This is a genomic window from Lactobacillus helveticus, from assembly GCF_046109915.1.
Taxonomy (GTDB): domain Bacteria; phylum Bacillota; class Bacilli; order Lactobacillales; family Lactobacillaceae; genus Lactobacillus; species Lactobacillus helveticus.
On the sequence record NZ_CP151471.1, the window covers coordinates 2,027,558 to 2,052,661 of the forward strand.

22 protein-coding genes and 3 pseudogenes are annotated in these 25,104 nt (G+C 36.4%); 16 read left to right on the forward strand and 9 right to left on the reverse strand.

What is annotated here, in order from left to right:
- Nucleotides 1-9 precede the first annotated feature (9 nt).
- From yabA to AADV52_RS10400, 10 genes are all read left to right on the forward strand, one after another.
- Complete coding sequence (gene yabA / locus AADV52_RS10355; protein WP_014918272.1) at nt 10-360, forward strand: DNA replication initiation control protein YabA; 351 nt, start codon at nt 10-12, stop codon at nt 358-360.
- 1 nt (nt 361) lies between these two features.
- On the forward strand, nt 362-1,216 hold the full coding sequence (rsmI, locus tag AADV52_RS10360; protein ID WP_014918273.1) for a 16S rRNA (cytidine(1402)-2'-O)-methyltransferase: 855 nt from the start codon (nt 362-364) through the stop codon (nt 1,214-1,216).
- Nucleotides 1,217-1,218: 2 nt separating this feature from the next.
- On the forward strand, nt 1,219-1,953 hold the full coding sequence (locus AADV52_RS10365; protein ID WP_014918274.1) for an acyl-[acyl-carrier-protein] thioesterase: 735 nt from the start codon (nt 1,219-1,221) through the stop codon (nt 1,951-1,953).
- Nucleotides 1,954-2,010: 57 nt separating this feature from the next.
- A complete protein-coding gene (locus AADV52_RS10370; RefSeq protein WP_014918275.1) occupies nt 2,011-2,529 on the forward strand; it encodes a folate family ECF transporter S component in 519 nt (172 codons plus the stop codon).
- 26 nt (nt 2,530-2,555) lie between these two features.
- Complete coding sequence (tsaB, locus tag AADV52_RS10375; RefSeq protein WP_014918276.1) at nt 2,556-3,290, forward strand: tRNA (adenosine(37)-N6)-threonylcarbamoyltransferase complex dimerization subunit type 1 TsaB; 735 nt, start codon at nt 2,556-2,558, stop codon at nt 3,288-3,290.
- Nucleotides 3,274-3,846, forward strand: coding sequence for a ribosomal protein S18-alanine N-acetyltransferase (rimI, locus tag AADV52_RS10380; protein WP_014918277.1), 573 nt, complete (start codon nt 3,274-3,276; stop codon nt 3,844-3,846). Before tsaB ends, rimI begins: the two co-directional genes overlap by 17 nt.
- Complete coding sequence (gene tsaD, locus AADV52_RS10385; protein WP_014918278.1) at nt 3,843-4,892, forward strand: tRNA (adenosine(37)-N6)-threonylcarbamoyltransferase complex transferase subunit TsaD; 1,050 nt, start codon at nt 3,843-3,845, stop codon at nt 4,890-4,892. Before rimI ends, tsaD begins: the two co-directional genes overlap by 4 nt.
- A gap of 141 nt (nt 4,893-5,033) precedes the next feature.
- A complete protein-coding gene (deoC, locus tag AADV52_RS10390) occupies nt 5,034-5,747 on the forward strand; it encodes a deoxyribose-phosphate aldolase (RefSeq protein WP_014918279.1) in 714 nt (237 codons plus the stop codon).
- A gap of 9 nt (nt 5,748-5,756) precedes the next feature.
- Entirely contained in the window at nt 5,757-6,728 is a 972-nt protein-coding gene (locus tag AADV52_RS10395; RefSeq protein ID WP_014918280.1) for a Gfo/Idh/MocA family protein, read from the forward strand.
- Nucleotides 6,721-7,431: a GntR family transcriptional regulator gene (locus AADV52_RS10400; RefSeq protein WP_014918281.1), complete on the forward strand. Its 711-nt coding sequence runs from the start codon at nt 6,721-6,723 to the stop codon at nt 7,429-7,431. The genes AADV52_RS10395 and AADV52_RS10400 overlap by 8 nt, the downstream gene beginning before the upstream one ends.
- Before the next feature lie 62 nt (nt 7,432-7,493).
- On the opposite strand, the gene AADV52_RS10405 is transcribed toward AADV52_RS10400, so the two are convergent.
- From AADV52_RS10405 to AADV52_RS10425, 5 genes and pseudogenes are all read right to left on the reverse strand, one after another.
- Complete coding sequence (locus AADV52_RS10405) at nt 7,494-7,997, reverse strand: type III toxin-antitoxin system ToxN/AbiQ family toxin (protein WP_014918282.1); 504 nt, start codon at nt 7,995-7,997, stop codon at nt 7,494-7,496.
- A 296-nt stretch (nt 7,998-8,293) separates the two neighbouring features.
- Nucleotides 8,294-9,700, reverse strand: coding sequence for an ISLre2 family transposase (locus AADV52_RS10410; RefSeq protein ID WP_126096222.1), 1,407 nt, complete (start codon nt 9,698-9,700; stop codon nt 8,294-8,296).
- Nucleotides 9,701-9,846: 146 nt separating this feature from the next.
- A pseudogene (locus AADV52_RS10415) lies at nt 9,847-11,034 on the reverse strand (CoA transferase).
- A gap of 73 nt (nt 11,035-11,107) precedes the next feature.
- Nucleotides 11,108-12,296: pseudogene (locus AADV52_RS10420) on the reverse strand (CoA transferase).
- A pseudogene (locus tag AADV52_RS10425) lies at nt 12,279-12,814 on the reverse strand (thiamine pyrophosphate-binding protein); the annotation flags it as partial. The pseudogenes AADV52_RS10425 and AADV52_RS10420, both read right to left, overlap by 18 nt.
- A gap of 314 nt (nt 12,815-13,128) precedes the next feature.
- Here AADV52_RS10425 and AADV52_RS10430 point away from each other — a divergent pair.
- The gene (locus tag AADV52_RS10430; RefSeq protein ID WP_126096225.1) at nt 13,129-14,406 is read left to right on the forward strand and encodes an ISL3 family transposase; all 1,278 of its coding nucleotides are present in this window, start codon (nt 13,129-13,131) and stop codon (nt 14,404-14,406) included.
- 139 nt (nt 14,407-14,545) lie between these two features.
- Here AADV52_RS10430 and AADV52_RS10435 read toward each other — a convergent pair whose 3' ends face one another.
- The gene (locus tag AADV52_RS10435; protein WP_107775409.1) at nt 14,546-15,748 is read right to left on the reverse strand and encodes an IS110 family transposase; all 1,203 of its coding nucleotides are present in this window, start codon (nt 15,746-15,748) and stop codon (nt 14,546-14,548) included.
- A 259-nt stretch (nt 15,749-16,007) separates the two neighbouring features.
- Nucleotides 16,008-17,921: an ABC-F family ATP-binding cassette domain-containing protein gene (locus tag AADV52_RS10440; RefSeq protein ID WP_014918288.1), complete on the reverse strand. Its 1,914-nt coding sequence runs from the start codon at nt 17,919-17,921 to the stop codon at nt 16,008-16,010.
- Between the two features lie 173 nt (nt 17,922-18,094).
- Between AADV52_RS10440 and AADV52_RS10445 the strand changes: the two genes are divergently transcribed.
- The 3 genes from AADV52_RS10445 to AADV52_RS10455 all read left to right on the forward strand — a co-directional run bounded on the left by AADV52_RS10445 (nt 18,095) and on the right by AADV52_RS10455 (nt 20,083).
- Complete coding sequence (locus AADV52_RS10445) at nt 18,095-18,742, forward strand: redox-sensing transcriptional repressor Rex (protein WP_003625963.1); 648 nt, start codon at nt 18,095-18,097, stop codon at nt 18,740-18,742.
- A gap of 139 nt (nt 18,743-18,881) precedes the next feature.
- Entirely contained in the window at nt 18,882-19,337 is a 456-nt protein-coding gene (locus AADV52_RS10450) for a LytTR family DNA-binding domain-containing protein (RefSeq protein ID WP_014918289.1), read from the forward strand.
- Nucleotides 19,337-20,083 carry a LiaF transmembrane domain-containing protein gene (locus tag AADV52_RS10455; protein ID WP_014918290.1) on the forward strand — a complete coding sequence of 249 codons (747 nt, stop codon included), beginning with the start codon at nt 19,337-19,339 and terminating at the stop codon, nt 20,081-20,083. The genes AADV52_RS10450 and AADV52_RS10455 overlap by 1 nt, the downstream gene beginning before the upstream one ends.
- A gap of 34 nt (nt 20,084-20,117) precedes the next feature.
- Here the strand turns inward: AADV52_RS10455 and AADV52_RS10460 are convergent, their stop codons facing one another.
- Together AADV52_RS10460 and AADV52_RS10465 are read right to left on the reverse strand one after the other, a co-directional pair.
- Nucleotides 20,118-21,104, reverse strand: a complete 987-nt coding sequence (locus tag AADV52_RS10460) for a LacI family DNA-binding transcriptional regulator (RefSeq protein WP_014563070.1) — start codon at nt 21,102-21,104, stop codon at nt 20,118-20,120.
- A 12-nt stretch (nt 21,105-21,116) separates the two neighbouring features.
- The gene (locus AADV52_RS10465; RefSeq protein WP_014918291.1) at nt 21,117-22,574 is read right to left on the reverse strand and encodes a sucrose-6-phosphate hydrolase; all 1,458 of its coding nucleotides are present in this window, start codon (nt 22,572-22,574) and stop codon (nt 21,117-21,119) included.
- Between the two features lie 221 nt (nt 22,575-22,795).
- Between AADV52_RS10465 and AADV52_RS10470 the strand changes: the two genes are divergently transcribed.
- Nucleotides 22,796-24,745 (forward strand): sucrose-specific PTS transporter subunit IIBC, encoded by a 1,950-nt coding sequence (locus tag AADV52_RS10470; RefSeq protein WP_014918292.1) that lies wholly within the window; start codon nt 22,796-22,798, stop codon nt 24,743-24,745.
- 143 nt (nt 24,746-24,888) lie between these two features.
- The gene (locus AADV52_RS10475; protein ID WP_014918293.1) at nt 24,889-25,068 is read left to right on the forward strand and encodes a hypothetical protein; all 180 of its coding nucleotides are present in this window, start codon (nt 24,889-24,891) and stop codon (nt 25,066-25,068) included.
- The last annotated feature ends 36 nt before the right edge of the window (nt 25,069-25,104 follow it).

Here is a 25,104-nt window from a genome sequence, read left to right on the forward strand (position 1 = left end):
TGTTTTAAATTGGATCCATATTCAAAGTTGCAGAGACTGCAGGAAACAACTGAAAATATGACTAAGACTATTGCTAGTCTTGAAAATGATATTTTAGATACTTTAAAAGAAAATACTGAATTAAAAGTAGAAAATCAGTTGCTTCATGAAAAATTAGATAAATTAACTGCAAATCAGCCTGCGCCTGAAACCAAGACGCAAAGTGGCTTGGAATCATTAAAGAAGATCTATGATTCTGGCTACCATATTTGTAACATGTATTATGGCTCACATCGTGATCCTAGTGCAGATTGCATGTTCTGTCTTGATATTTTAGATAATTTCGGTGAAAAAAAGGGCATAAAGAAGGATGGCAGATAAATTGAAACGGCAAAGCAGTTATGTAAAAGATGAAGGTAAACTATATTTGGTTCCTACACCTATTGGTAATTTAGAAGATATTACGATTAGAGCTAAAAAAGTTCTGACAGATGCAGATTATATTGCAGCTGAAGACACTAGGACTAGTGGAATTCTGCTAGAAAAAATTGGCGTTCATAATCGCATGATTTCATTTCATAAATATAATTCTAAAGAACGCGCACCTGAATTGATTAAGTTAATGCAGGAAGGCAATGTAATTGCGGAAATTAGTGATGCAGGGATGCCGGTTATTTCTGACCCAGGTTACATCTTGGTACAAGAATGCATTAAGAATGATATTCCAGTAGTTCCTCTTCCAGGTCCATCTGCTTTTGCGACCGCACTTATTGCATCTGGTTTTGATGCACAACCATTTACTTATTATGGTTTTTTACCACGTAAAAGTTCTGAACAAAAGCCTTACTTTGAGCAAATGAACCAAGCTAAGGCTACTTCTATTTTTTACGAAGCTCCTCATCGTTTAGCTAAAACTTTAAAAAATTTAGCTACTGTTTTACCTAAAGATCGTCAAATTGTGGCAGCACGAGAATTAACTAAAATTCATGAGGAATTTATTCGTGGCACTGTTGAAGAAGTAACCGAATATTTTGCTCAAAATGCACCTCGTGGTGAATTTGTGATTTTGATTTCACCAAATACTGAGGCTCCCAAGCAATTATCTTGGTCAGAACTAATTGATTTAGTTAATAACTTAGTAGAAAAAGGTAAGTCAAAGAAAGATGCGATTAAGCAAGTAGCTAAAGAGCATCATGTTTCTAAGAATGAATTATATGATCAATACCATCAAGGATAGTCATGAAATACACTGAAAACTACCAGATTGAATTTAAAGATTGTGATGAAAATCGTCGTTTAAAATTGTCAGCTATGGTTGAATTACTAATGCAGGTCTCAGAGCATCAATCAAGTAATGGCCATGCTGGTACCGATGATTTAGTAAAAAGAGGTTTAGGTTGGGTAGTTACTCAATATCATTTTGATATTAAGCACATGCCTGAGGCTGGCGACCAAGTTATTCTAAGTACTAACGCTAGTGGATACAATCGTTTCTTTGAATATCGTGATTTCGGGATTAGTGATCCTGAAGGCAATCCATTGATCAGCGTTAAAAGTCAATGGGTGATGTTAGATCTAAAAAAGCGTCATTTGGTTCCAGCCGATGTGCAAATGATGGAAGATTGGGGCGTATCGTTGTTAAAGAAGATGCCTCGTTTTCCACGTTTGAGAGCACAAGAACAATATGAAAAAAAGAGAAGATATCGTGCACGATATGGTGATTTAGATACTAATCATCATGTTACCAACAGTCATTACTTTAGTTGGTTTGTTGATATGTTAGATCGCGATTTCCTAAAAAATCATGTAGTGGAAACTATTGATATCAAGTTTGATAAAGAAGTACATTATGGTGATGAAATAATCTCTTGCATGAATTTAGTACAAAATGATGTTATCCAATCCTATCACGCAATTGAAACAGATGATGGAAATGAGCAGGCAGTCTGCGAATTGAAGTGGCGTGAGATATAATAAAAGACATGACAAATTAGTCATGCTTTTTTTATGATGAGAGGGATGGGGAAATAGATGAATGCAAAAAAAATTTTACGTACAGATTTGCAACAGATGATTTTCTTGGGAATGATAGTTGCAATGAAGATTATATTAAGTCAATTTTCATTTGGTCCAACTACTGTTAAAGTAGGCTTAGGCTTTATCGGCAGTGTATTATTAGCTTACTTTTTTGGCCCAGTATGGGGCACGGTTGGTGGCGGAATCAGTGATTTGGTTTCCTCTGCAATTTTTGGCAATCAAGGGGGATTTTTTATTGGCTTTACTCTGACCGCGATGGTCGGTCCATTAATTTATGCATTATTTTTGTATAATCATCCAGTCAAAATATGGCGAATTGTTGCTTCAACAATTTTAGTGACAATTATTGTGAATATCGGGATGAATACTCTGTGGCTTCACCTGATGTATGGGATGAATTTCAATGCTGCGTTAGTTCAACGCTTGCCTAAAGAAATGATTATTCCTTGGGTTCAGATGGTAGTAATCTACATTGTATTGCAAGCTGTTTCTCGTGTTAAAATAAAAAAGTAATTTAAAGCAGAAAGAGAATAATATTAATGAAAATCTTAAGTGTTTCTACAGCTACTAATCATTTAAGCGTTGCCTTAAATGAAGATCAACAAGTCATTGTTGAGAAGAATGAGCGAGATGAACGTAATCATAGCGAACACCTTGATCCATTAATTGAAGAGATTTTAAAAGAAAATAAATTAACTTTAAATGATATAGATCGTTTTGCCGTAGCAATTGGGCCTGGTTCATACACTGGTTTAAGAATAGGGATTACTACTGTAAAAATGTTTGCAAGCATTTTAAATAAAGAAGTAGTTGGTATTTCTACTTTGCAAGCTTTAGCTAAAGGTGTTAAAGAACCAGCTTTAGTAATTACAGGCTTGGATGCCAGAAACGATAATTATTTCGCTGCAGGATACATTAGTGGTGATATTCCTAAAAATGTAATTCCAGATGGTCATTACAATATTGATGTTTTGATTAAGGCTATTCAAGAATATGCAGCACAAAATAAGGTCAATAAGATTATTTTTGTTGGTTCTGGTCTTGAGAAGCAGGATGAAAAAATTAAGACTTTGGATATCCCATATGAATATGGCACTGATGAACAAAATGTAATTCACGCTGGTTTGATTGGTCAATTAGCAGTTGATGCTGAACCAGTAGATCCAGATAAGTTGTTGCCAAGATATCTACGCAGAACGCAGGCAGAAGTGGATTGGCATAAGAAAACAGGAAAGCCATTCGAGCCGGATAGTCACTATGTTGAAGAAGTTTAATCAGTTTTTTAATCAATCAGTTAATCAAATTGATATGAGTTTTACACCATTTATATTGGTTATAAATGGTAAAATTTTGCAAGTAATGCAAGCTAATGATGATAATATTCCAGATCTATTAGTATTAGAGCAGCAGGTTTATTCTGGCAGAACGCCTTGGAGTCAGTTTTCTTTTGCGACCGAATTGAGAAAAAGAAATAATTCTTTATATTTAGTGGTTTATCACGCCTCAAACTTGGTGGCATTTATCGGTGCAAGATTTAGTCCAGAAGAGACGCATATTACTAATATTGCCGTCTCGCCGCTATATCAACATCAGCATATTGGTCATTATTTAATGGAAATGATGATCAATCGTGCTCGTGATAATGGCAGTGATTGCGTGACTTTAGAAGTACGTACGGATAATGAGATTGCGCAACGGCTATACCGTTCATTAGGATTTACGGGCAATTTTATTCGTAAAAATTATTATCAAGATACTCATACTGATGCAATAAATATGGTTTTATGGTTAAAGCCACATCAAATTAGAAGAAAGAAGTTTACGTTTTGAGTGAGAAAAAAGATGTTCGCATTTTAGCTTATGAAAGTTCATGTGATGAAACTTCCACAGCTGTTATCAAAAATGGACGTGAAATTGAGAGTTTAATTGTGGCAACACAAATCAAGAGTCATCAAAGATTTGGCGGTGTAGTACCAGAAGTTGCCAGTCGTCACCATATTGAAGTTGTTAGCCAAATCACTAAGGAAGCTTTAAATGAAGCTAACTGTGATTGGAATGACATTGATGCAATTGCTGTTACCTATGGCCCAGGACTTGTTGGTGCGCTTTTGATCGGTGTCAGTGCGGCTAAGGCAGCTTCAATGGCTACAGGTATTCCTTTGATTGGTGTTGATCATATTATGGGACACATCATGGCAGCGCAATTAAAGGATGAGATCGAATATCCTGCTTTGGCATTGCAAGTTTCAGGTGGACATACTGAGATTGTCTTGTTGAAAGATCCAGTTCATTTTGAAATTATCGGTGATACCCGTGATGATGCGGCTGGTGAAGCATACGACAAGATTGGCCGTGTACTTGGGGTAAATTATCCAGCAGGTAAGACCATTGATGCCTGGGCTCACGAAGGAAAGGATACCTTTAATTTCCCACGTGCAATGATGGAAGATGATGACTATGACTTCTCATTCTCAGGACTCAAGTCAGCATTTATCAACACTTGTCACCATGCTGATCAAATTCATGAGAAGTTGAATAAATACGATTTAGCTGCTAGCTTCCAAGCTGCGGTAATTGACGTTTTAGCACATAAGACGATTCGTGCAATTAAGCAGTACAAGCCTAAGACCTTTATCATGGGTGGTGGGGTTGCTGCTAACCATGCTTTGCGTGATCGCATGAGTGCAGAAATTGCTAAGTTGCCTAAGGCAGATCAACCAAAGGTGATTTTGCCAGACATTAAGCTTTGCGGTGATAATGCTGCAATGATTGGTGCCGCCGCATATAATCTTTATAATGATAATCAATTTGCAGATTTGACTTTGAATGCTGATCCATCACTTGAATTGTCATATGCTAAGAGCATGTTGAATTAAATAGAAGATGAAAGATAAAATCCTAGAAATTATTCTAGGATTTTTATTATGTAATTACATATGTATTGACCTTTATTTAACTAAGCTATAATATCATCTATGTAAGCAATATGTCATTACATAATAGAAGAGGCTTAAATTATGAAATACACTTTAGATGATTTTGCTAGATTAATCGATCACACTAATTTACATGCTGACGCAACTCATGAGGATATGAAGAAACTTTGTGATGAAGCTAAAAAATATCATTTTAAGATGGTTGCCATTAACCAAGTACAATCTAAATTTTGTGCTGAACAATTAAAAGGTACTGATATCGATACGGGTGCAGCTATTGCCTTTCCTTTAGGACAACAAACGATCGAATCCAAGGTCTTTGATACCAAAGATGCAATTAAAAATGGTGCTAATGAAATTGATTATGTCATTAATATTACCGAGTTAAAGGCTAAGAACTACTACTACATCAAGCGTGAAATGCAAGAAATGGTTGCTGTCTGTCACGAGCACAACATTCCATGTAAGGTAATTTTTGAAAACTGCTACTTAACTAAGGACGAAATTAAGAAGTTAGCTGAAATTGCTAAAGAAGTTAAACCAGACTTTATTAAGACCTCAACTGGCTTTGGTACTGGTGGTGCTAAAGTTGAAGATGTAAAGTTAATGAAATCAGTAGTAGGCGATGATGTCAAAGTTAAAGCTGCTGGTGGTATTCGCAGCAGCGATGACTTTTTAGCTATGGTTCGTGCTGGTGCTGATCGTATCGGTTGTTCTGCTGGTGTGAAGATTTACGAAGCTTTGAAGCGCCGGATGGAAGACGATCATGTTGATGGTATTGAAATTAATCGTTAGGAGTAAGAAATGAAATTAGGAATCGTTGGTAGTGGCCAAATTGTGCATGACTTTTTGTCAGCCTCTGATCAAATGCAAGATGTAGAATTAGTGGCAATTTCCACTTTAGCTAGATCAAAGTCAGTCGCAGAAGAATTAGCCGAAAAATATCAAATAAATAAAGTCTACACAGATAATGAGGCAATGTTTGCAGATAACGATATTGATACTGTTTATATTGGTATGCCTAATTCATTGCATTTTCCAATCGCAAGACAAGCTTTAACTGCAGATAAAAATGTCATCTGTGAAAAGCCACTGGTTGAAACTAGTGAGCAGGTAAGAGAACTTAAAAAGACTGCGGACGAACACCACGTTTTGCTTTTCGAAGCAATGACCGTTCTTTACCTTGAGAACTACTTCCACTTAAAGGAAGACTTGAAAAAGATCGGCAAGGTTCACGTAGTAGCTTTGAATTTAACGCAAATTTCTAGTCACTATGCAGAATTCTTGGCAGGTGTTCATATTCCTAAGTTTGACCGCAAAATGGGTGGCGGTGCCTTGATGGATATGAACATCTACAACATCAATTTCTGTGTCAGTCTATTTGGTCAACCTAAGCAAATCTCATACTTGCCAACAATTCAACGCGATACCGATACGTCTGGTATCTTGAATTTAACTTATGATGATAAGCAAGCTAGTTTAATTGCAGCCAAGGATGCAGTGGGACCAACTCGTTCATACATCGAAGGTGAGAAGGGCTTAATCTACTTCGATGGACCGCTCAATGTTTTGCCTGACTATTATGTTCAAATAGAAAAAGAAGAGCCAAAGCATTATAACTTCAATAAGTATGTTCACCGAATGATTAGCGAGTTTAATTACTTTGCTAAAAAGATCAAAGAACATGACCAACAAGCTGCTGATGAGGCTTATGAACATAGTTTGAATGCGATTAGTGTTTTGGAAAAAGCACAGGAGTTTTTGCCACATGACTAAGGCAAAGTATCAAGAAATCGAAGAAATCTTACGCAAGCAGATAACTGATGGTCATTATCAAACTGGTGACTTGATTCCTAAGGAAATAGAGCTTGCGGCTAAATATCAGGTATCGCGCCCAACGATTAGTCATGCGGTCCAGGATTTGGTTAATCAGGGCTACTTAGAACGTCGCAAACATGTGGGGACAATTGTTAAGCAAACTAAGATTGCTCAAGAATTTATTCATGTCATTCAAAGCTATGATCGCGAAATGGAGCAAAAGGGATTAACTGCTCAAACCCAGGTGCTGTATTTTAAAAAGGCTGAACCAACGGAAGAGGTAAGACAGGCTTTAGAGTTAAAAGACGGAGATGAGGTTTATAAGTTAACGCGTTTACATTTGGCTGATGGTAGTCCTAATGTAGTAGTTACCACCTATTTACCTGTAAAGCATTTAGCTGATTTAGAGCAAGTTGATTTTGCAAAGCAGTCGCTTTATCAGGAGTTGGATAAAAGAAATTTACCAGTCGTTCATGTTAAGCGAAAATTGGAAGTTAAGGCAGCCAATGAGATGACAGCTGACTTATTAGATATTACAGAAAAGGATACTGTCTTCTATTTTCATACTTATGGCTATACCAAGAATGAGGTTCCGATTGAATATTCCATTGCGACATATCGTGGGAATGAAAATTACTTCTTAATTGATTTGAAAAAGTAAAAAACTAGTACAAATACCACAGTAGCGGGTAGATGTACTAGTTTTTTAGTTGATTAGTTTATTTAATTTTCTTTAGAAATTTTACGACAGTATTTTTCTAGCTTATTAAAATCGCAACAAAATTTATTGATATTTTTGTGTCTTTCAGGTTCATAACAAATGAACTTATGAATTAATTTTGCATTTTTGATAATTCGTCGTGCCTTTTTTCTGCAAGCAATTTGTTCTGCATTCAATAGATCTCTATATTTTAAATCGGATATTTTATTAATATCGATTTTATGATAAAAACCAATGGGCACAGGAATCATATTATTAATATTGAGTACTGATAAAAGTTGTGACCTGTTTGTGATTTTTACAAAGGTCAAACTTTCATACATATGCTTATGTTTGGGTTTGGGAGAAGATAAGGGAACAAAATAATGAATATTGTTAATCTTCAAAATAATACCAAGGTAAGGTTTGCTGTGTTTACCGTGGTGTTTTTCAACTCGATAGTCCAAATTATGAAGTTGATCAACGTAAGATGGATTTATGTTGTACAGCTTTAATTGCTCGTTCATTTTTCCTCCAAAAAAAGCGAGGTGCTTTTTAACACCTCGCTTAAACTCTCACTTATGGTGGGGAAACACCAACTTATAAAACTCTCACTATCTGGTAGAGAAACACCGACTTTAAAAACTCTCACTATCCGGTAGAGAATCACCGACTTTAAAAACTCTCACTATCTGGTAGAGAAACACCGACTTTTACACACTTATTTTATAAGATTTTTTATAAGAAGACAATAATTTCAAATAATATGTAAGTGTCAATATTTTTGCGGTAGGCTATTAGCCATTAGTCTGACCTTAATTTCTTAAATATTTATTTGATTTATTTTTCTGCTAAAATCGTTTAAATAGCTATGTCCTGCTGTTAAGCTTTCAATGGCGCCGTGATGAATGCCCAGATGAGCTTCATGCGTCTTTCTTAGGCTGGCACGAACTGCACCTTTCAATTCTTCCTGATCACCAATATCGAGCTGTCCACCTGCAAACTCACTGCTAAGCCAGTATTCCAGCTCTTTGTTTTTAATGCAAGTCAGTACACGCAGAATTCCTTCGGCACCATCTTCTGACCAGTATTTTCCTTGCCCTTTGACGCGATAAGTATATTTACGGTGATTGCTTTCACAGCAGCCAATTGCCTTAATTACGGACAAATGACGCATTTTGAATGGCTTAATATCCACCCAGCGACGATGAAGATAGCTGCGCAGGCGCCTTAAATTCTCATGATTTTCTGGCGTATTCAGCTCATCAATCAGATTGCTTTCAATCGTGTCTAAAATCACGTCAGTCAAGTGACGGTCATATTTAAACTCAACTGCACTGATCAATTTGCCTTGCATGGCCGGCATGAAGCTTAGACGATCTTTAATCTTTTTGTTCAAGTGAAAGACATCCAAGAAGTGTTCGTGCTGCCGGCAATAGCCAACTATTTCATCAAAGTCTTTCTTGGCATAGCCAGCACCGCCATCGGCATTACTGATGATTAAAGTATCGCTTAAGTCATAGGTATTGGCTAAATAAGCTTTAATTTCTTGCAAAGCATCCAAGCGGCTTAAAGAAACAAACTCTTTGGCCTGTACTCTCTTTCTGCGTGTCTTGCTTAAATTAATAATATCCTCGCAGACTTGATAGCGATGAAATTCCAGTCGCTTCTTGGTGCCTTTAATCACAACGCCATCGCCTTCAAGATAAAGCACTGGCACCTTTTTCTTTTGAGCAATACCATCGTATCTTTCCTCAGACTGCTGCTGTGCTTTAATCTGTTTGCCTGCTTGCACAATCAGCTTGCCAACTTGACTATGGCTAATATTGAAACAGGAGAGAGTATTAACAGCTAAAGCAGTATTGCGGTAAGTTGCCACGGCGCTAACCTGCAAAATATCCTTCACTGCCAAAACACTGTAACGCTTATATTTGTCATAGCCCATCAGCTTATCCAGTGGATATTTAGCCTTTTTGCCAGGACAAACATGTCTTCTGCGCCAATAGCTGATTTCACCAAAGGCAGTCACAACTGAACGCTTATTTTTCTTCTCGATCTGATAGCCTTGCTTTTTAGTCTCTTCAACTAGACCAGCATCAACTTCTTCTAGTGCTGCTGTCATCAATTCTCTAATCAGATCAAAGAAATAGCACATTAATGCCTTTTCACGGGCAATAACATTATTTTCAGACTTAATAATTTTTACGATATCAGCTATAATAGATTCCATAAAAGACCAGCTTCTAATGTGTTTTTTTCGTTAACATCAGACTACTGGTCTTTTTGTTTTAGCTCAAGTCCAATTTCAAAGGATTTGAGCTTTTTTAATTAATTATTCAACTTACCGCAAAAAATTATACACTTAGAAATAATATCTTATTCAAATTCCTTACGAATTTTGGCGCCATCTTCATCAAGTTTTGGTGAATCTTTTTGTAAACCGTATGAGTTCCAAGTACCGTATTTCATTGGTGAACCAAGAACTTCATTACCATCTGGCAGAGTCTTAACCATACCACGATCAATAATTTGATCAAGGCGGCGTGTTCTTATCAACGTTTAGAACTAGGCCAGCAGGAACGCCTGCATCATGCAAAATTTGGTTCCATTTAGCGGCATCTTTAGTTTCAAGGACAGATTGCATTGCGTTTTTGACATCTTGCCAATTCTTTTCACGCAAGTCATTGGTATTGAAGTTAGCTTGGTCAATCCATTCTGGATGGCCTAATGCATTGACAATAAGCTCCAAAGGTGATCGTTCCCACAACAGATAGCGATTGGTTGATCTTTACAGTCAAAAGTATCGAATGGATACATATCTGGGTGACGGTTACCGATACGGTGAGGAACCTCATGTGGCCCTAATGCCAACATCAAATCCTGAACCATCAGTGAGAAGGTTGAATCAAGCATGGAAACATCTACCGTAGTTCCTTTACCAGTTCTTTCACGAGCAACGAGTGCAATCATAATAGCACTGTAGCCCATAATGCTGGCAACCACATCAGATACAGAAGTACCAACTCTAGTTGGTTTGCCATCAGGAGTACCTGTGGCATCCATTAATCCAGAAACGGCTTGAACAATAGTGTCGTAAGCGGCTTGCTTAGACCAAGGACCATATTGACCGAAGCCAGAAATTGAGGCAAAGATCAATTTAGGATACTTCTTAACCATTTCATCTGGACCAAATCCTAAGCGCTTCATTAGACCTGGACGGAAGTTTTCAACTACCACGTCAGCTTTAGCAATCATCTTTTCAACCAAGGCATGATCTTTAGGATCTTTTAAGTCTAGGGCAATTGATTCCTTACCGGCATTACAAATTCTAAAGTATTCACTGGAGCCATCTTCGATGTATGGTCCCATGTGACGGGTATCATCCCCAGTTTTTCTTTCAATATGAATCACACGTGCACCAGCATCTGCTAACATTCTGGTACAGGTAGGACCGGATAAAACGTGGGTGAAGTCTACTACTAGCAATCCGCTTAAAGGGTAGGGCTTATCTTTATCTAGATGAGGATTGTTTTCCTCTAATTCGTCGTATTTAGGTTCTGTCATCATTAGTACACTTTCTTTTAAAAAACAAAAAGCTATTCAAACCTGAACAGCTTTTTGAATAGAAATAATAGTATTATTCTTCATTACCCTTGATTACTTGAACGCGTGGGTTCTTAGGACCTTGAGCCTTAGAAATTACGCCTTCTTCAGTCAATTTCTCAATTTGATCTGGATCATAACCAAGTGAAGCTAAGATTTCTTTGTTGTTTTCACCAAGGTCTGGTGCACGCTTGTAATCAGGCTTGTAGTTAGCAAGGCTAAATGTTAAACCAATGGTCTTAAATTTACCACGGTTGCCACCTTGGTCGATAGTTACGATAGTACCATCTTTGTTCAAGTCTGGGTCGTTTTCAATTTCGTGCCAGTCAAGAACAGGACCTACTGGAACACCAGCAGCACCAAGCTTCTTAGTTAATTCATACTTGTCGTATTGCTTAGTGTAGCTTTCAATTAATGGATAAATTTCTTCCTTGTGTAATTGGCGGTTTTGCCAGCCATCAAAGCGAGGATCAGTAATCCATTCTGGGTGACCCATGGTGTTGGCAATTGCTGCCCAGCTCTTGTCGCTGTTTTGAATAACGATGTAAACATAAGCGTTAGGATCAGTTTCCCAACCTTTAGCCTTGTAAGTCCAACCGATAACTTGATACGGCAAAGGTTCAATACGGCATCTTGCATTGATTGATATACAAAAGCACCTTCACCAGTGTGTTCACGTTGCAAGAGAGCAGCTAAAATACCGATAGTAAGGTGCATACCTGAGTTTGAATCACCTAAAGCAGTTGATTGAGTAGGAACGTTAGCTTTGCCTTCGTTCCAACCAGTAGCAGAAGCAGCACCACCAGCAGATTGAGCAACTGGTTCAAAGGCCTTAACATCTTCAAAACGTGAACCTTCGTTGAATCCCTTTAATGAAGCATAAATCAACTTAGGATTCATTGCGTGCAATTTTTCCCAACCAAAGCCATTACGTTCGGCAGAACCAGGAGCGATGTTTTCAACGAAGACATCGGCTTTCTTGATTAAGTCGTACATAATCTTTTACCTTCATCAGTCTTGATGTTTAAAGTCAAAGACTTCTTGTTGGCATTTAATTGCAAGTAGTAAAGGCTCCATGAGTCTTGAATATCAAGCAATTCATTTCTAGTTGGGTCACCAGTGTTAATACGTTCAATCTTAATAACATCGGCACCAAGCCATGCTAAAAGTTGAGTACATGATGGACCTGATTGAACTTGTGTCCAGTCAACAACTTTGTAGATGTTTGCATCTGACTTTTGTGCAACAGTGTCAGTAACAGTTGCGGCAGGAAGGTCTAAGTAAACACCGCTTGGACGGCCACTAAGTGCAGTTCTAACTGCACGTGCAATGGCTAAGCCCATATCTTGAGCGCGGTCAACACGGTAAGCTGCCTTACAGAATGGTTTGGCAACATTATATTGATCCAAACCTTCATAATCTCCACGATCAAGGTCAATAATATGACGATCTGATGATCCTGAGATCATGATTAATGGGAAACAGTTCTTAGTTGCTTGTGCTAAAGCTGTTAAACCATTTAAGAATCCAGGTGCTGATACAGTTAAAGCTACACCAGGGTTACCAGTTAAGCAACCTGCAGCAGCTGCGTCAACGGCAGCGTCTTCACGGCTAAAACCATAATATTTCATGCCTTTAATTCAGCTAAACTAGCAACAACACCATACATATTGTTTAAACCGTTTGTTTGTAAAGCATCGATTAATAGTGCTGCGCCAGTAAGTGATGTATTATCAGTCACAGGAAAACCTTCTTTCCAAAAACCCTAAAAATGCAAACGGATATGCATTTCAGTTTTAAGATACACCTCTTAAAAATAATATATAAGGATATTGAATAATAAAATCCGTTATTTTATCTGTCTGTAAATACAAAAAACTTCCACTATATTGTGGAAGTTTTTCATACTTTTTAGGCTCTATAATTTTTCCTGTTGATTGCTTATCAATATGATAAGCTGTTAACAGGTTTTTTATTGCAATAAAAAAGGAGGACATAGTCCTCTGTAATAAAAAATCTATTCCACTAAACATTTTATAAGTAAAGGTGTGTACTATGTCCTCTTTAAATAATTGTATTAAATTTGCGCTTGATATTAAAGATAAAAATATTGTTTTTAAGAGCTTTTTCTACAAGATGGTTCAAATGAAGAAGCATAAAATCTATGAAGCCGAATTAATTCAACCCGCTTGCCCTTGCTGTGGCTCCTTGGCTCTCCTGCATAATGGTCATTTGATTACTAATATTCACTATTTGACAGCTAATGCTAGTCATCCTGTAATTATCAGACTAGCTAAACAGCGAGTTAAATGTCGCGATTGCAATCGCTGGTCAATGGCTCAATCAGAATTAGTAAACAAATACTGCTCTATTTCTAATGCATCCAAACTGAAGGTATTATCTGCTTTGACTGAAGACAGTTCCATGACCAGCATTGCTAGAGAAAACAATGTCTCTGTCAATACCGTCCAAAGAGTTCTAGGCAGCTGTTCGCATCATTTTCTTGACAGCTATGAATACTTGCCAGCTCATTTAGCTTTTGATGAGTTCAAGGGCGTTGATCGTCAGCTGCACTTTATCTGTTTAAATGGTGACAATCATCAAGTCGTTCAGATTCTTAGAACACGCTATAAGAAGACCCTGCTTAAATATTTTGGTCGTTTCTCACCCCAAGCTAGAGCCAACGTTAAAACGGTCACGATGGATCTTAATTTTTACTATCAAGATATCGTTAGAGCCTGTTTTCCTAATGCACAGATTGTCATTGATCGCTTCCACATGATTCAGATGCTCACTCGATCATTCAATTCATTAAGAGTTCGAACCATGAAGACCTTTGACAAGAAATCCAGAGAGTATCAGCTGCTCAAATCTCCCTGGAAACTATATTTAAAAAAGTATGATGAACTCGAAAAGATTCATCCTCGCTATAATTGGCATTATAAAGATTGCCTAACTCAAGTGCAAGTAGTGATGGAGGGTATCGGTGCCAACACTACATTAGAAAACTCATATAATCTGATGCAGAGCTTTATTAAGGCGATTGAAGACGGCGATACTCAGAAAATTGAATCATTAATTGCCAGCAAAGATTCCATTGGAGCTTTAATGCATAAAACGCTGCTAACCTTCAAACATAATCTAAAAGCGGTACTCAACGGAGCAGCTTTGACTTACTCCAATGGCTGCCTTGAAGGCTTCAATCGCAAAATCAAACAAAATGAGCGAACAGCCTTCGGCTATTCTAACTTTATCAATCTTTTAACCAGAATTCGTTTAGAGGAAAACTTGTTTAAAGAAAAAGAACCAAACAGCCTTTTAATGTCCGCTTGATTCTATTCATTTACTCTCTATCAACAGGATTTCTTATAGAATGTCAAGCATTACTACATAGAAAAAAAGAGTATACTAAACATAACCCCAAAAGTCTAGTCTTTTGGCAGTTTTTAACTTATTACGTGCTAAGCATTTATTAATGTATTGCCTTAGAATAATTATAAAGTTGATGCGTGTGAACCAAATTTATAATAGTACGATTCAAATGATTAGCACATGCTATTAAAGCTACCTTGTCATGCTTGTTAAAAGGTGGCTTTTTTAATTTGTAATAGTAATCGATTAAATGATTTTTAATTTTACCCTGATTTCTTAACATACTTCGAATCATATCTGTTTCAACAGCTCTGCCTTGACTACTGCCTCTACGGTTAATAGTATCACCCTTACCGTATTTACCAGACTGATATCTGTTTAGATCTAGTCCTAGGAAAGCATTGAGTTGCTTATAATTATCAAAGCGGGCAAGATCACCAGTAAATCCAAGTAACAGCGCACTGTTTAATTGACCGGCTCCTGGAATACTGGAAATAACTTTAAAATTATTCAAAGAAACAGCTGTCTTAATTAATTTGCTCTGAAGATAGGCTATTTTTTTATTGTAACTTTCTATTTCGTCACAGTATTCTGAAATAATTTCAATCTCTAAAGAGTCTGCTGGAACGGCAGGATAAGAGTCTTTAGCTGCCAACCAAACTTGAGCACAATAATTTTGAATTACATTTTTGTGTATTCGTCTGCTTACAGATTTATAAACTCTATCAGTCATTTCTTTAAGAGTTAACCCCACTAAAAAATCAGGATGACAATACATTCTAAATATTTGAAGAGCTAAAACCGCATAAGCATTTTTGAAAATTTGATTTAACTCTGGAAAAGTAAGCTCTAAACTAGAGCGAAGAAAATTAAGTATTCTGGTTCTACATTTAATTAATTGCTTATATCTCAAAGATAAAATTCGTAAAGATTCATACGGTGAAGAAGATTGTTTATTACAATGATTCTTTATTTCTGCCAACTGTGTTTTACCCAATAAAGCTAACTTAAACGAATCATTTTTGTCAGTTTTATTTCTTCTCAATGAAGCAATCCTTAATTTTGCTTCTAAAGGATTTAGTTCATAAAACTTAACCTTTTTTCTTTTCAGATAAGTAGTAAGTTGAGCTGAGTAAACACCTGTAGTTTCAAATATTATTATCGTATTGAATTTAATATACGAACTTAATATTTGAAAGCCGCTCTTATTATGCTTAAACTTAAAAGCTACTTTTTCCGCTTCTTCTGTTATCAAAGTTGCATGACTTTCACCTTGACTAACATCAATACCAATAATATTCACCTAATCACCCCATTTTAATCGATTGAGGCAAATATTCATTTTCAGCTCCATTTCTTGATTACACGATCTCTGAGATCCACACCCTTAATCTAGTTCGATTGAAAATAAATATTTATGGGCCCGTTTGACAGTCGAATTCAATATTCCATTCTGTTGTCGACCTCAACCTCAATCTAAGTATAAGAAAAAAGGTAGATAAAAACATCGTCATGTTTCTATCTACCTTTATACTTTAGGGTGTTTGACAAAGAGCCACTTTTTATTCAAAATTATCCATTTCTTCAATTGCTTTTTCCCAAGCATTATTGGCATCATCTAGTTGTTTTTGAACATCAGATAATTGTTCTTGCAATGGCCCTAATTTATCAAAATTAGAGGCAATGTCTGGATTTGCCATTTCATTTTGAATGTTTTGTTCTTGCTCTTCAAGTTCTTCAATTTTTTGTTCAGCTTGGTCAATTGCACGCTGCAATTTTCTCTTTTGTGAATCACGTTGCTTTTGTTCCTGATAAGAAAGCTTTTGCTGGCTAACTTGTTTAGCAGGCTGAACTTCTGATGAAGAAGAAACAGCGGCTTCTTGTTTAGCTTTTTCGTCAAGATAGTAAGAATAATTACCATTATATATCTTGGCGTGTCCATCTCTGACAGAAACAATTTTGTTAGCTAATTGATTAATGAAGTAACGATCGTGGGAAACGAAGAGCAAAGTGCCATCGAAGTCTTTCAGTGCTTTTTCAAGAACTTCTTTTGCTTCAATGTCCAAGTGGTTAGTAGGTTCATCCATTAATAAGAAGTTATCATGTTCAAGAGAAAGGACTGTTAAAGTTAATCTGGCTTTTTGTCCACCTGATAGTTGCCCGACGGTCTTGTCAATATCCTTAGCAGTAAATAGGAAACTAGCTAAGATTGAACGAACATCGCGTTCTGGCATTGTTTTGTGACGGTCCCAGACAGTGTCCAAAACAGTTTTAGATGGATCAAGTCTTTGTAATTCTTGATCATAATAGCCGATATCTAGGGATGCACCATATTTAATAGAACCACCCTTAGGTTGCAATTGCTTCATAATAGTTTTAAGCAATGTGGATTTACCAATACCGTTTGGTCCAATAATAGCTACACGATCACCTTTATTAATTTGGAAGGAAATGTCACTGACCATTGTTTTATCAGGATAGCCAATAGTTAAATCATTTAGGATTAAAACTTCCTTACCAGAAGGGCGCTCGCTATTAAAATGAATGCGAACCTTGCTCTTATGCTTTGGTGGCTTAATGCGCTCAATTTTTTCTAGTTTTTTCCGCCGACTCTGAGCACGTTTGGTGGTAGTAGCTCTTACCAAATTCTTTTGGATAAATTCTTCGTCTTTTTTGATTTCAGCTTGTTGCTTTTCATAAGCTGCTTCTTGATCTTTATCACGTTGCTCACGTTGCATTACATAAGCAGAATAATTGCCTTTAAATGGAGTTAATTTACCAAATTGCAATTCGAAGATTTGAGTTGCTAAATGATCTAAGAAGTATTGATCGTGGGATACAACCAAAATTGCGCCGCTGTAGTTCTTCAAAAAGCCTTCCAACCAATCAAGCGTATCCAAGTCAAGATAGTTAGTAGGTTCGTCTAGTAAAAGCAGTGCCGGCTTACGCAAAAGCAATTTAACAAAAGCCAATCTAGTCTTTTCACCACCAGAAAGGCTACCAATCTTCTTTTGCCAGGTATCTTCTGGAAACTTAAATCCATTCAGGATGCTCTTAATATCTGATTGGTAGGTATAACCACCTTTTTGTTCAAAAGTAAATTGTTTTTGATCATATTGCTTAAGCAGTTCCTGATCTTCAGGATGCTCTGCAAGTTGTTCCTGCATATGAGTTAAACTTTTTGCTTCCTTTATTAAAGGTGCAAAAACGGATTCCATTTCATCCCAAATGGTTTTGTCTTCATTTAATGCATTTTCCTGAGCAATATAACCTACATCTATGCCCTTATTAACAGTAAATTCACCGTGTGTGGGTTCTTGCTCGCCTGTCATAATCTTTAATAGGGTAGTTTTACCAACCCCGTTGGGACCAACTAAACCGATTCGGGCATTAGAATCGATTGAAAAAGTAACATTTTTAAATAGAGTGTTGGCACCAAATTGTTGTTCTAAATCGTGTCCTTGTGCAATAATCATAATTTTTCACCTAATCATTATTCTACCATATGGCAGAAATTGATCGAATAGTAAATATATGTGAAAAATAATCTTTGTGAAAAATATATTTGGACAAATGCCATGTTAACAGGTATGATAGATATGCTTGATTGTGCATTCACAAACATGAAATACAGTTGGGGGCTTCTATTATGGATAGAATAAAAATTCCAAAAGCAACAGCAAAAAGATTACCTTTATATTATCGTTATTTGATTATTTTGAATGAAGAAGGCAAAGATAAAGTTTCTTCTACTGAATTATCTGAAGCAGTTCAAGTTGATAGTGCTTCAATTAGAAGAGATTTTTCATACTTCGGTGCTTTAGGTAAACGCGGATATGGCTATGATGTAAAGAATTTGCTTAGCTTTTTCAAAAAGATTTTGAATCAAGATACATTAACCAATGTTGCTTTAGTTGGTGTTGGTAACTTAGGAAGAGCGTTACTTAATTACAACTTTAAACGTAGCAACAATATTCGAATTTCTTGCGCTTTTGATATTAATAAGGAAATTACGGGTCGCATTTTAAGTGGCGTTCCTGTTTATGATATGAAAGACTTAAAGCAGCAATTGAGTGATCAGCAGATTTCGATTGCTATTTTGACGGTTCCTTCAACAGCTGCTCAAAAGACTACTGATGAAATGGTAGATGCAGGAGTTAAGGGTATTATGAACTTCACGCCAATTAGATTGTCAGCTCCAGCTAGCGTAAGAGTACAAAATGTTGACTTAGCAACAGAATTGCAAACTTTGATTTACTTCTTAGATTCTGAAAAACAAAAGAATGACGAATTATAATTGTAAAAGACTACTTTTCTGAATGAAAGGTAGTCTTTTTTTACCTCTTAGTCGTGAAAATTGACCACTTAGTTTAAATGGCTGGTTTTTGTACAAGATTCTTAGTTTAATGTAATTACGTTGAAGGGAGGGATGAAGCTTGAAGGTAAAATTAAATATTGATCCTAATCAAAAAGAAACAGAATTGGTAATCAATGCATCTGCACTGACACCGGAAATTGAGCAATTGTATCATGCTTTGCAAAAGCAAACGCCAAATTTAGAGCAGATCGAAGCTATCAAAGACAATGTTTCTTATTATTTGAATTTAAGCGACATCCTTTTCTTTGAAACTGACAGTAAAATCGTTATGGCTCATACTGCTAAGAATGCTTATCAGGTTAAGTATAAATTGTATGAGTTAGAAGATATATTAGGCGGTAATTTCATGAGAGTAGCTAAATCTACTATTTTGAATTTAGATAAAATATATGCTATTACTCGTTCAATTTCTAACTGTCAGATTAAATTTGAAGAATCATACAAAACGGTTTACATCTCACGGCATTATTATCGTGATTTGCGTAATCGTTTAGAGGAAAGAAGGAATTTTTAATGAGAGGTAAATTAGGACGAGCTTTTTGGGGTATCTTCTTTATTGCCTGTGCATTGTTTGTGGTTTTGAATCAAATGGGGATTTGGACTTACAAGCTTGGCTTTTGGGCTGCAGTTGGTACGGTGATTTTTGCAATTAGTTTATTAGATGGTTTAATTAATCGCCGAATCACTGAAAGTGTCTTTTCTATTGCTTTCATTTTAATGATTTTTGCTGAGCCACTGCATATTACCAGGTTAGTGCCTTGGACTATTTTGCTGGCAGCCGTACTGATTTCAATTGGATTGGGGATTATCTTTCGTAATCGATTTCATACGGTGGTTTATGCAAATAAGAAAATTAAAAACTTTAGGAACAAAAGAGAAGCTATTACAGATCATATCTTTACTGATACGGTAAGCAAGGAACAGGGCGCTCATGTAGTGGTTGATCAAACTATGTCAGATACTTCTCGTTATATTCATTCAAAAGAACTTGAAACGATTGATGTGAATGCCAAAATGAGTGATGTTAACTTGTATTTGGATGATGCTCAAGCAGCAAATGAAACAGTCACAATGAACGTTAATTTAACAATGACAGATTTGACGATTTACTTACCATTATCATGGCAGGTAGAAAGCAATATGGCATCTACTTTTATGTCAGGTGATTTTGAAATTGATGGTACATCTAATGGCGGAGGACCCACTTTAATTATTCAGGGACGTTCAAATATGAGTGATATTAAAATAGAATATGTCTAAAAAAATAAGGCTTGGAAATCTCCAAGCCTTATTTTCATGCGGTTGTTAAGCTTTTAATTAGTTTAACAGGTAAGATGTACTGCTTTTTATTTAGCTCTTTATTAGGATCGCTAATTCGTTGAAGTAAGAGTTTAACTAACAAAATTGCCATATCGTTGATAGGTTGAGCAATTGTTGATAATTCAGAATGGTAAGTTTGAATTTGCTTAGTACCATCAAAACCAATTACTTTTAAATCTTCAGGTACTTTTAATCCTAACTTTCGTGCTTCTTGCAAAACCAAGATCGCAGTCAAATCATCGGTGCAGACAACGCCATCAGGATGATCATTTTGTAGCATCTCGTGAATAGTGATATTTTTCAACAATGTAGAATCAGAAAATGCTACTGAACAAATGTGAGGAGTGAAATCCAAATTTTCAGCTTCATTTAAATAAGCTTTTAATCGTTGATCTGTAGGGTTGCCTTTTAATTGCTTGTTTCCTAAAAAGAAAATTTTATGACAACCGCTTTGAATTAAATCATGTACTGCTAATTTAATTCCTTGATAATTATCACAACTAACGATAGGTACGTTTTCTGATAATTTACGGTCAAAAGAAACAATAGGCAATCCTAATTCTTGGTATTCTTCAATTCCTAAATTATGAGCTCCAGCAATAATACCATCAACTTGGTTGGCTAAGAGCATCTTTAGATAAGCACGTTCTTTTTCTTTATCTCTTTGAGCGTTGCAAAGAATTACCTTATATCCCTTTTCGAATAAAATGCTTTCGATATCTTGAATTAGCTCCGCAAAAAAAGGATTGGTTATTTCTGGGAAAATCAATCCAATTAATTTCATTTTTTTGCCTTGAAGTGATCGAGCTAGGGAATTAGGTTGATAATTTAATTCTTTCATGGCTGCAAAAACTTTATGTTTAGTTTTGTCGCTCAGATAGCCATGATTGTTAATTACTCGAGAGACAGTTGTTACTGAAACACCAGCTTTTTGTGCAACATCTGTCAATTTTACTGCCATAATATCATCTTATTAAAGAATCGGTTCCATATTGTAGAAAGTTCCTTGATAATTTGTATCTTGATCAAATTCAATTCGTTGGTTAGCTGGATCAGTAAAGAATCTGCCAGTTAAAACATGTTCACCATCATTGACGAAAATTTCTACTAATGAGTGGTCGACAAAAATATCAAGTTTTAAGTCTTCATGTGGAGTAAAACTTGTAGATCTAGTAGTTCCATAGTCAACTGCTACTTGTTTACCAGCCTTGGAGCGATTTAAAGTTAATTTCCCGGTTTTAGTATCAAACTTGATTTGCAGACTTTCGCTTAAATCATCGTTAGCAGCAAGATGTAAACTGCCAGTTTGGTTAGCTGAAATATTTAATTTTAATTCATATTGGCCAGTGGTATTTTCTTTAATTGTCTTACCACTAACTTTTTCTGCGTGACGACGTAATGACTTGATAGTTTCAACAGGTTGTTGGAACAATTTGCCATCGTGGATACTTAATTTCTTAACTTGACTTAAGCAGTTAGCCCAATTTTCATCATCAGTTGGATAGGTAGTATCAGGCAAACCAACCCAGCTTACTTCATCTGCAGTACCATCAGGAGCATTAAATGCTTGAGTAGCATAAACATCGAATCCTTCGTCGAGATTTTGTAAAGGACCTGGGTTGATTAAACGATGGTTTTCAAAATCGATATCATCGGCAATCACATACATGTTAGGGTAAATGTCATCGTAGTCGGCAATCTTTTTATCCAAGCCTTGAGGACAGAAAATTACTACGACCTTACCACCGACACGCACGATGTTAGGACATTCAATCATGTAGCCTAAATCATGATCTGATAAGTTTAAGAAGCCTAATTCTTCCCAGTTCTTGAGATCCTTGGATTTCCAAACATCAATATGACCGTGCTTTTCAGCCTTGTCTTGTGCACCTAAAATTGCATAGTAGGTGTCATTTTCTTTAAGAATTTGAGGATCACGAAAATGTTCAGTGATGTGATCAGGATTCTTGAATAAAACAGTTTTATCTTTGACTACGCCATCTTTATCCATCCAAGCACCAATTTGGTAAGGGGTACGAACCCAATTTTTATCACGGTGATTACCTGTGTACATTAAGAATAATTTGCCGTCGATTTCACGAGCAGAACCTGAGTAGGCACCCTGAGAATCAGCCTTGCTGTCAGGTTTAACAGCTAAACCAAGATTGATCCAGTGAACTAAATCGTTTGACTTGAAATGTACCCAGGATTTAAGACCGTGAACGGCACCAAATGGATATGATTGGTAAAATAGGTGATATTCACCATTAAAGTAAGAAAATCCATTTGGATCATTAACTAAACCTGAGATAGGATGCAAATGGTAATGCATTTGATAAGCAGAATTTGCGGCCTCTGCCTGCAAGTCGCGCAAGGTTTCAGCATCCCATTTACTATAAGGTAAATAACGTTTTTCTCTTGTCCATTTCATAATTTCTACCTCCGTGTAAGCGTTATCTTTAATTTGTATTTTAGTAGATAATGAAAAATGTGTCAAACGTTTATCATATTTTATATAAGTAAAATTGGCTTATTAATGCATAAGTCTGTAAAATAAATAAAGAAATTTATGTCAAACGATTGACATATTTCATGAATTCGTTATCATAGTTAGTGAATCGAGAATAAAACGTTTACATGAAGGAAACAAATATGGACCACAAAAAGGTGGCTGAACGAATAATTAAAGATGTGGGCCGCGATAATATTATTGCTGGTGCACACTGTGCTACTCGTTTGCGTTTAGTTTTAAAAGATGACTCAAAGGTTGACCAAAAGGCATTGGACAATGATCCAGATGTTAAAGGTACTTTTAAGACCAATGGTCAATATCAGGTAATTATTGGGCCAGGGGATGTTAATGATGTTTACGATGAATTCATTAAGATCACTGGTTTGAAAGAATTATCAACTGACGATTTGAAGAAGGTTGCTGCAGAAGGTCAAAAGAAGAACCCAGTAATGGACTTCATTAAACTTTTGTCTGACATCTTCGTTCCAATCATTCCAGCCTTAGTTGCTGGTGGTTTGTTGATGGCTTTGAACAACTTCTTGACTTCACCAGGATTATTTGGTTCTAAGTCAGTTGTTCAAATGGCTCCTAATATTGCCGGCCTTTCAAACATGATTCAAGTTATGTCAGCCGCTCCATTTATCTTCATGCCAATTCTGGTAGGTATGTCGGCGGCCAAACGGTTCGGAGCTAACCAATTCTTAGGTGCTACAATCGGTATGATTATGACCACACCTAACTTGGGTGGTGCTACTAAGTTCTGGGATATTTTTGGTTTACATGTTGCACAAACTAACTACCAATATCAGGTTATTCCAGTTTTAGTATCAGTTTGGGTATTGTCACTTTTGGAAAAGAGATTACACAAATGGCTTTCATCTGCAGTTGACTTTACCTTCACACCTCTTCTTTCAATTATGATTACTGGTTTCCTTACTTTTGTAATTATTGGACCAGTCTTCAAGGGTGTGTCAGATGCAATTACTAACGGTATTGTATTACTTTACGATACTACTGGTGCCTTGGGTATGGGTGTCTTTGGTTTGACTTATTCAGCAATTGTTACTACTGGTCTTCACCAAAGTTTCCCAGCTGTTGAAACTCAACTTTTGGCAGCATTTGCTAAGAATCCAGCAAGTTCTGGTGACTTTATCTTTATTACTGCATGTATGGCTAACGTTGCTCAAGGTGCCGCAACCTTCGCAATTTACTTCTTAACTAAGAACAAGAAGATGAAAGGTTTGGCAAGTTCATCAGGTGTATCTGCACTTCTTGGTATTACTGAACCAGCATTGTTTGGTGTTAACTTGAAGTATAAGTTCCCATTCTTCTGTGCTTTGATTGGTTCAGGTGTTGCTGCCGCATTTGCAGGCTTTACACATGTTACTGCTGCTGCACTTGGTTCAGCTGGTTTCCTTGGATTCCTTTCAATTTATCCAAAGACCATTCCAATGTGGATTGTTTCTGTGTTAATCAGTTTCGCAGTTGCCTTCATCTTAACTTACGTTTACGGTAAGGGTCACTTGAAGGAAGAAGTTGCTGAACAAGACGTTCCAGTAAACGATGTTGCTGATTACGCTGAAGAAAACCAAAAGGCAGAAAAGCTTGGTAAAGAAGAATTATCATTAAAGGATGAAATTATTGTTTCACCAGTTAATGGTACTCCTGAAAGTTTAACTAAGGTTAATGACCAAGTATTCTCAGCTAAGTTAATGGGTGACGGTGCCGCTGTTATCCCTAGTGATGGCACAATTTACTCACCAGTTACTGGTACTGTAACTATTGCTTATGAAACTAAGCACGCATATGGTATTAAGTCAGATAACGGTGCAGAAGTCTTGATTCACATCGGTCTTGATACTGTAAACCTTAAGGGTGAACACTTTGAAAGCTTTGTAAAACAAGGTCAAAGAGTTGAAAAAGGCGATAAGCTTGGCAGCGTTGACCTTGATGCTGTGAAGAAGGCAGGCTACGACACTACTGTTATGGTAGTCATTACTAACACTGCTAACTACGCAAACGTTCAACGCATTACCGACGCTGGCGACAAGCACGGTGATAAGTTGATCGCTGTTACAGCTCATAATTAATCATTAATTTACATAACTTACTCTTCTCTAGAAAACAAAAAAGTTAAAACGATAGATAAAATAAAGAAGACACTAAGAAAGATTATTTCTTGGTGTCTTTTTGCGTAGTTAATAATTATAAGTAAAATGAAAGGAGAAAAATAATGGTTTTACTTACAGGAAAAGATGAGAAGATGCTATATCCATACATTGAATTGCCTGATGAAACAATAATTACTCATTCGAAAATTAAACCAGATAATACTGTTTTAATTAATTTCGAACAACCGGTAGAAAATGGCTTTAGGGAGGCTAGAATTAAACTTCCTGAAACTGTCAAATAGTTTGTGTAAATAGATCTTTCTCGTAAATTGATTTTT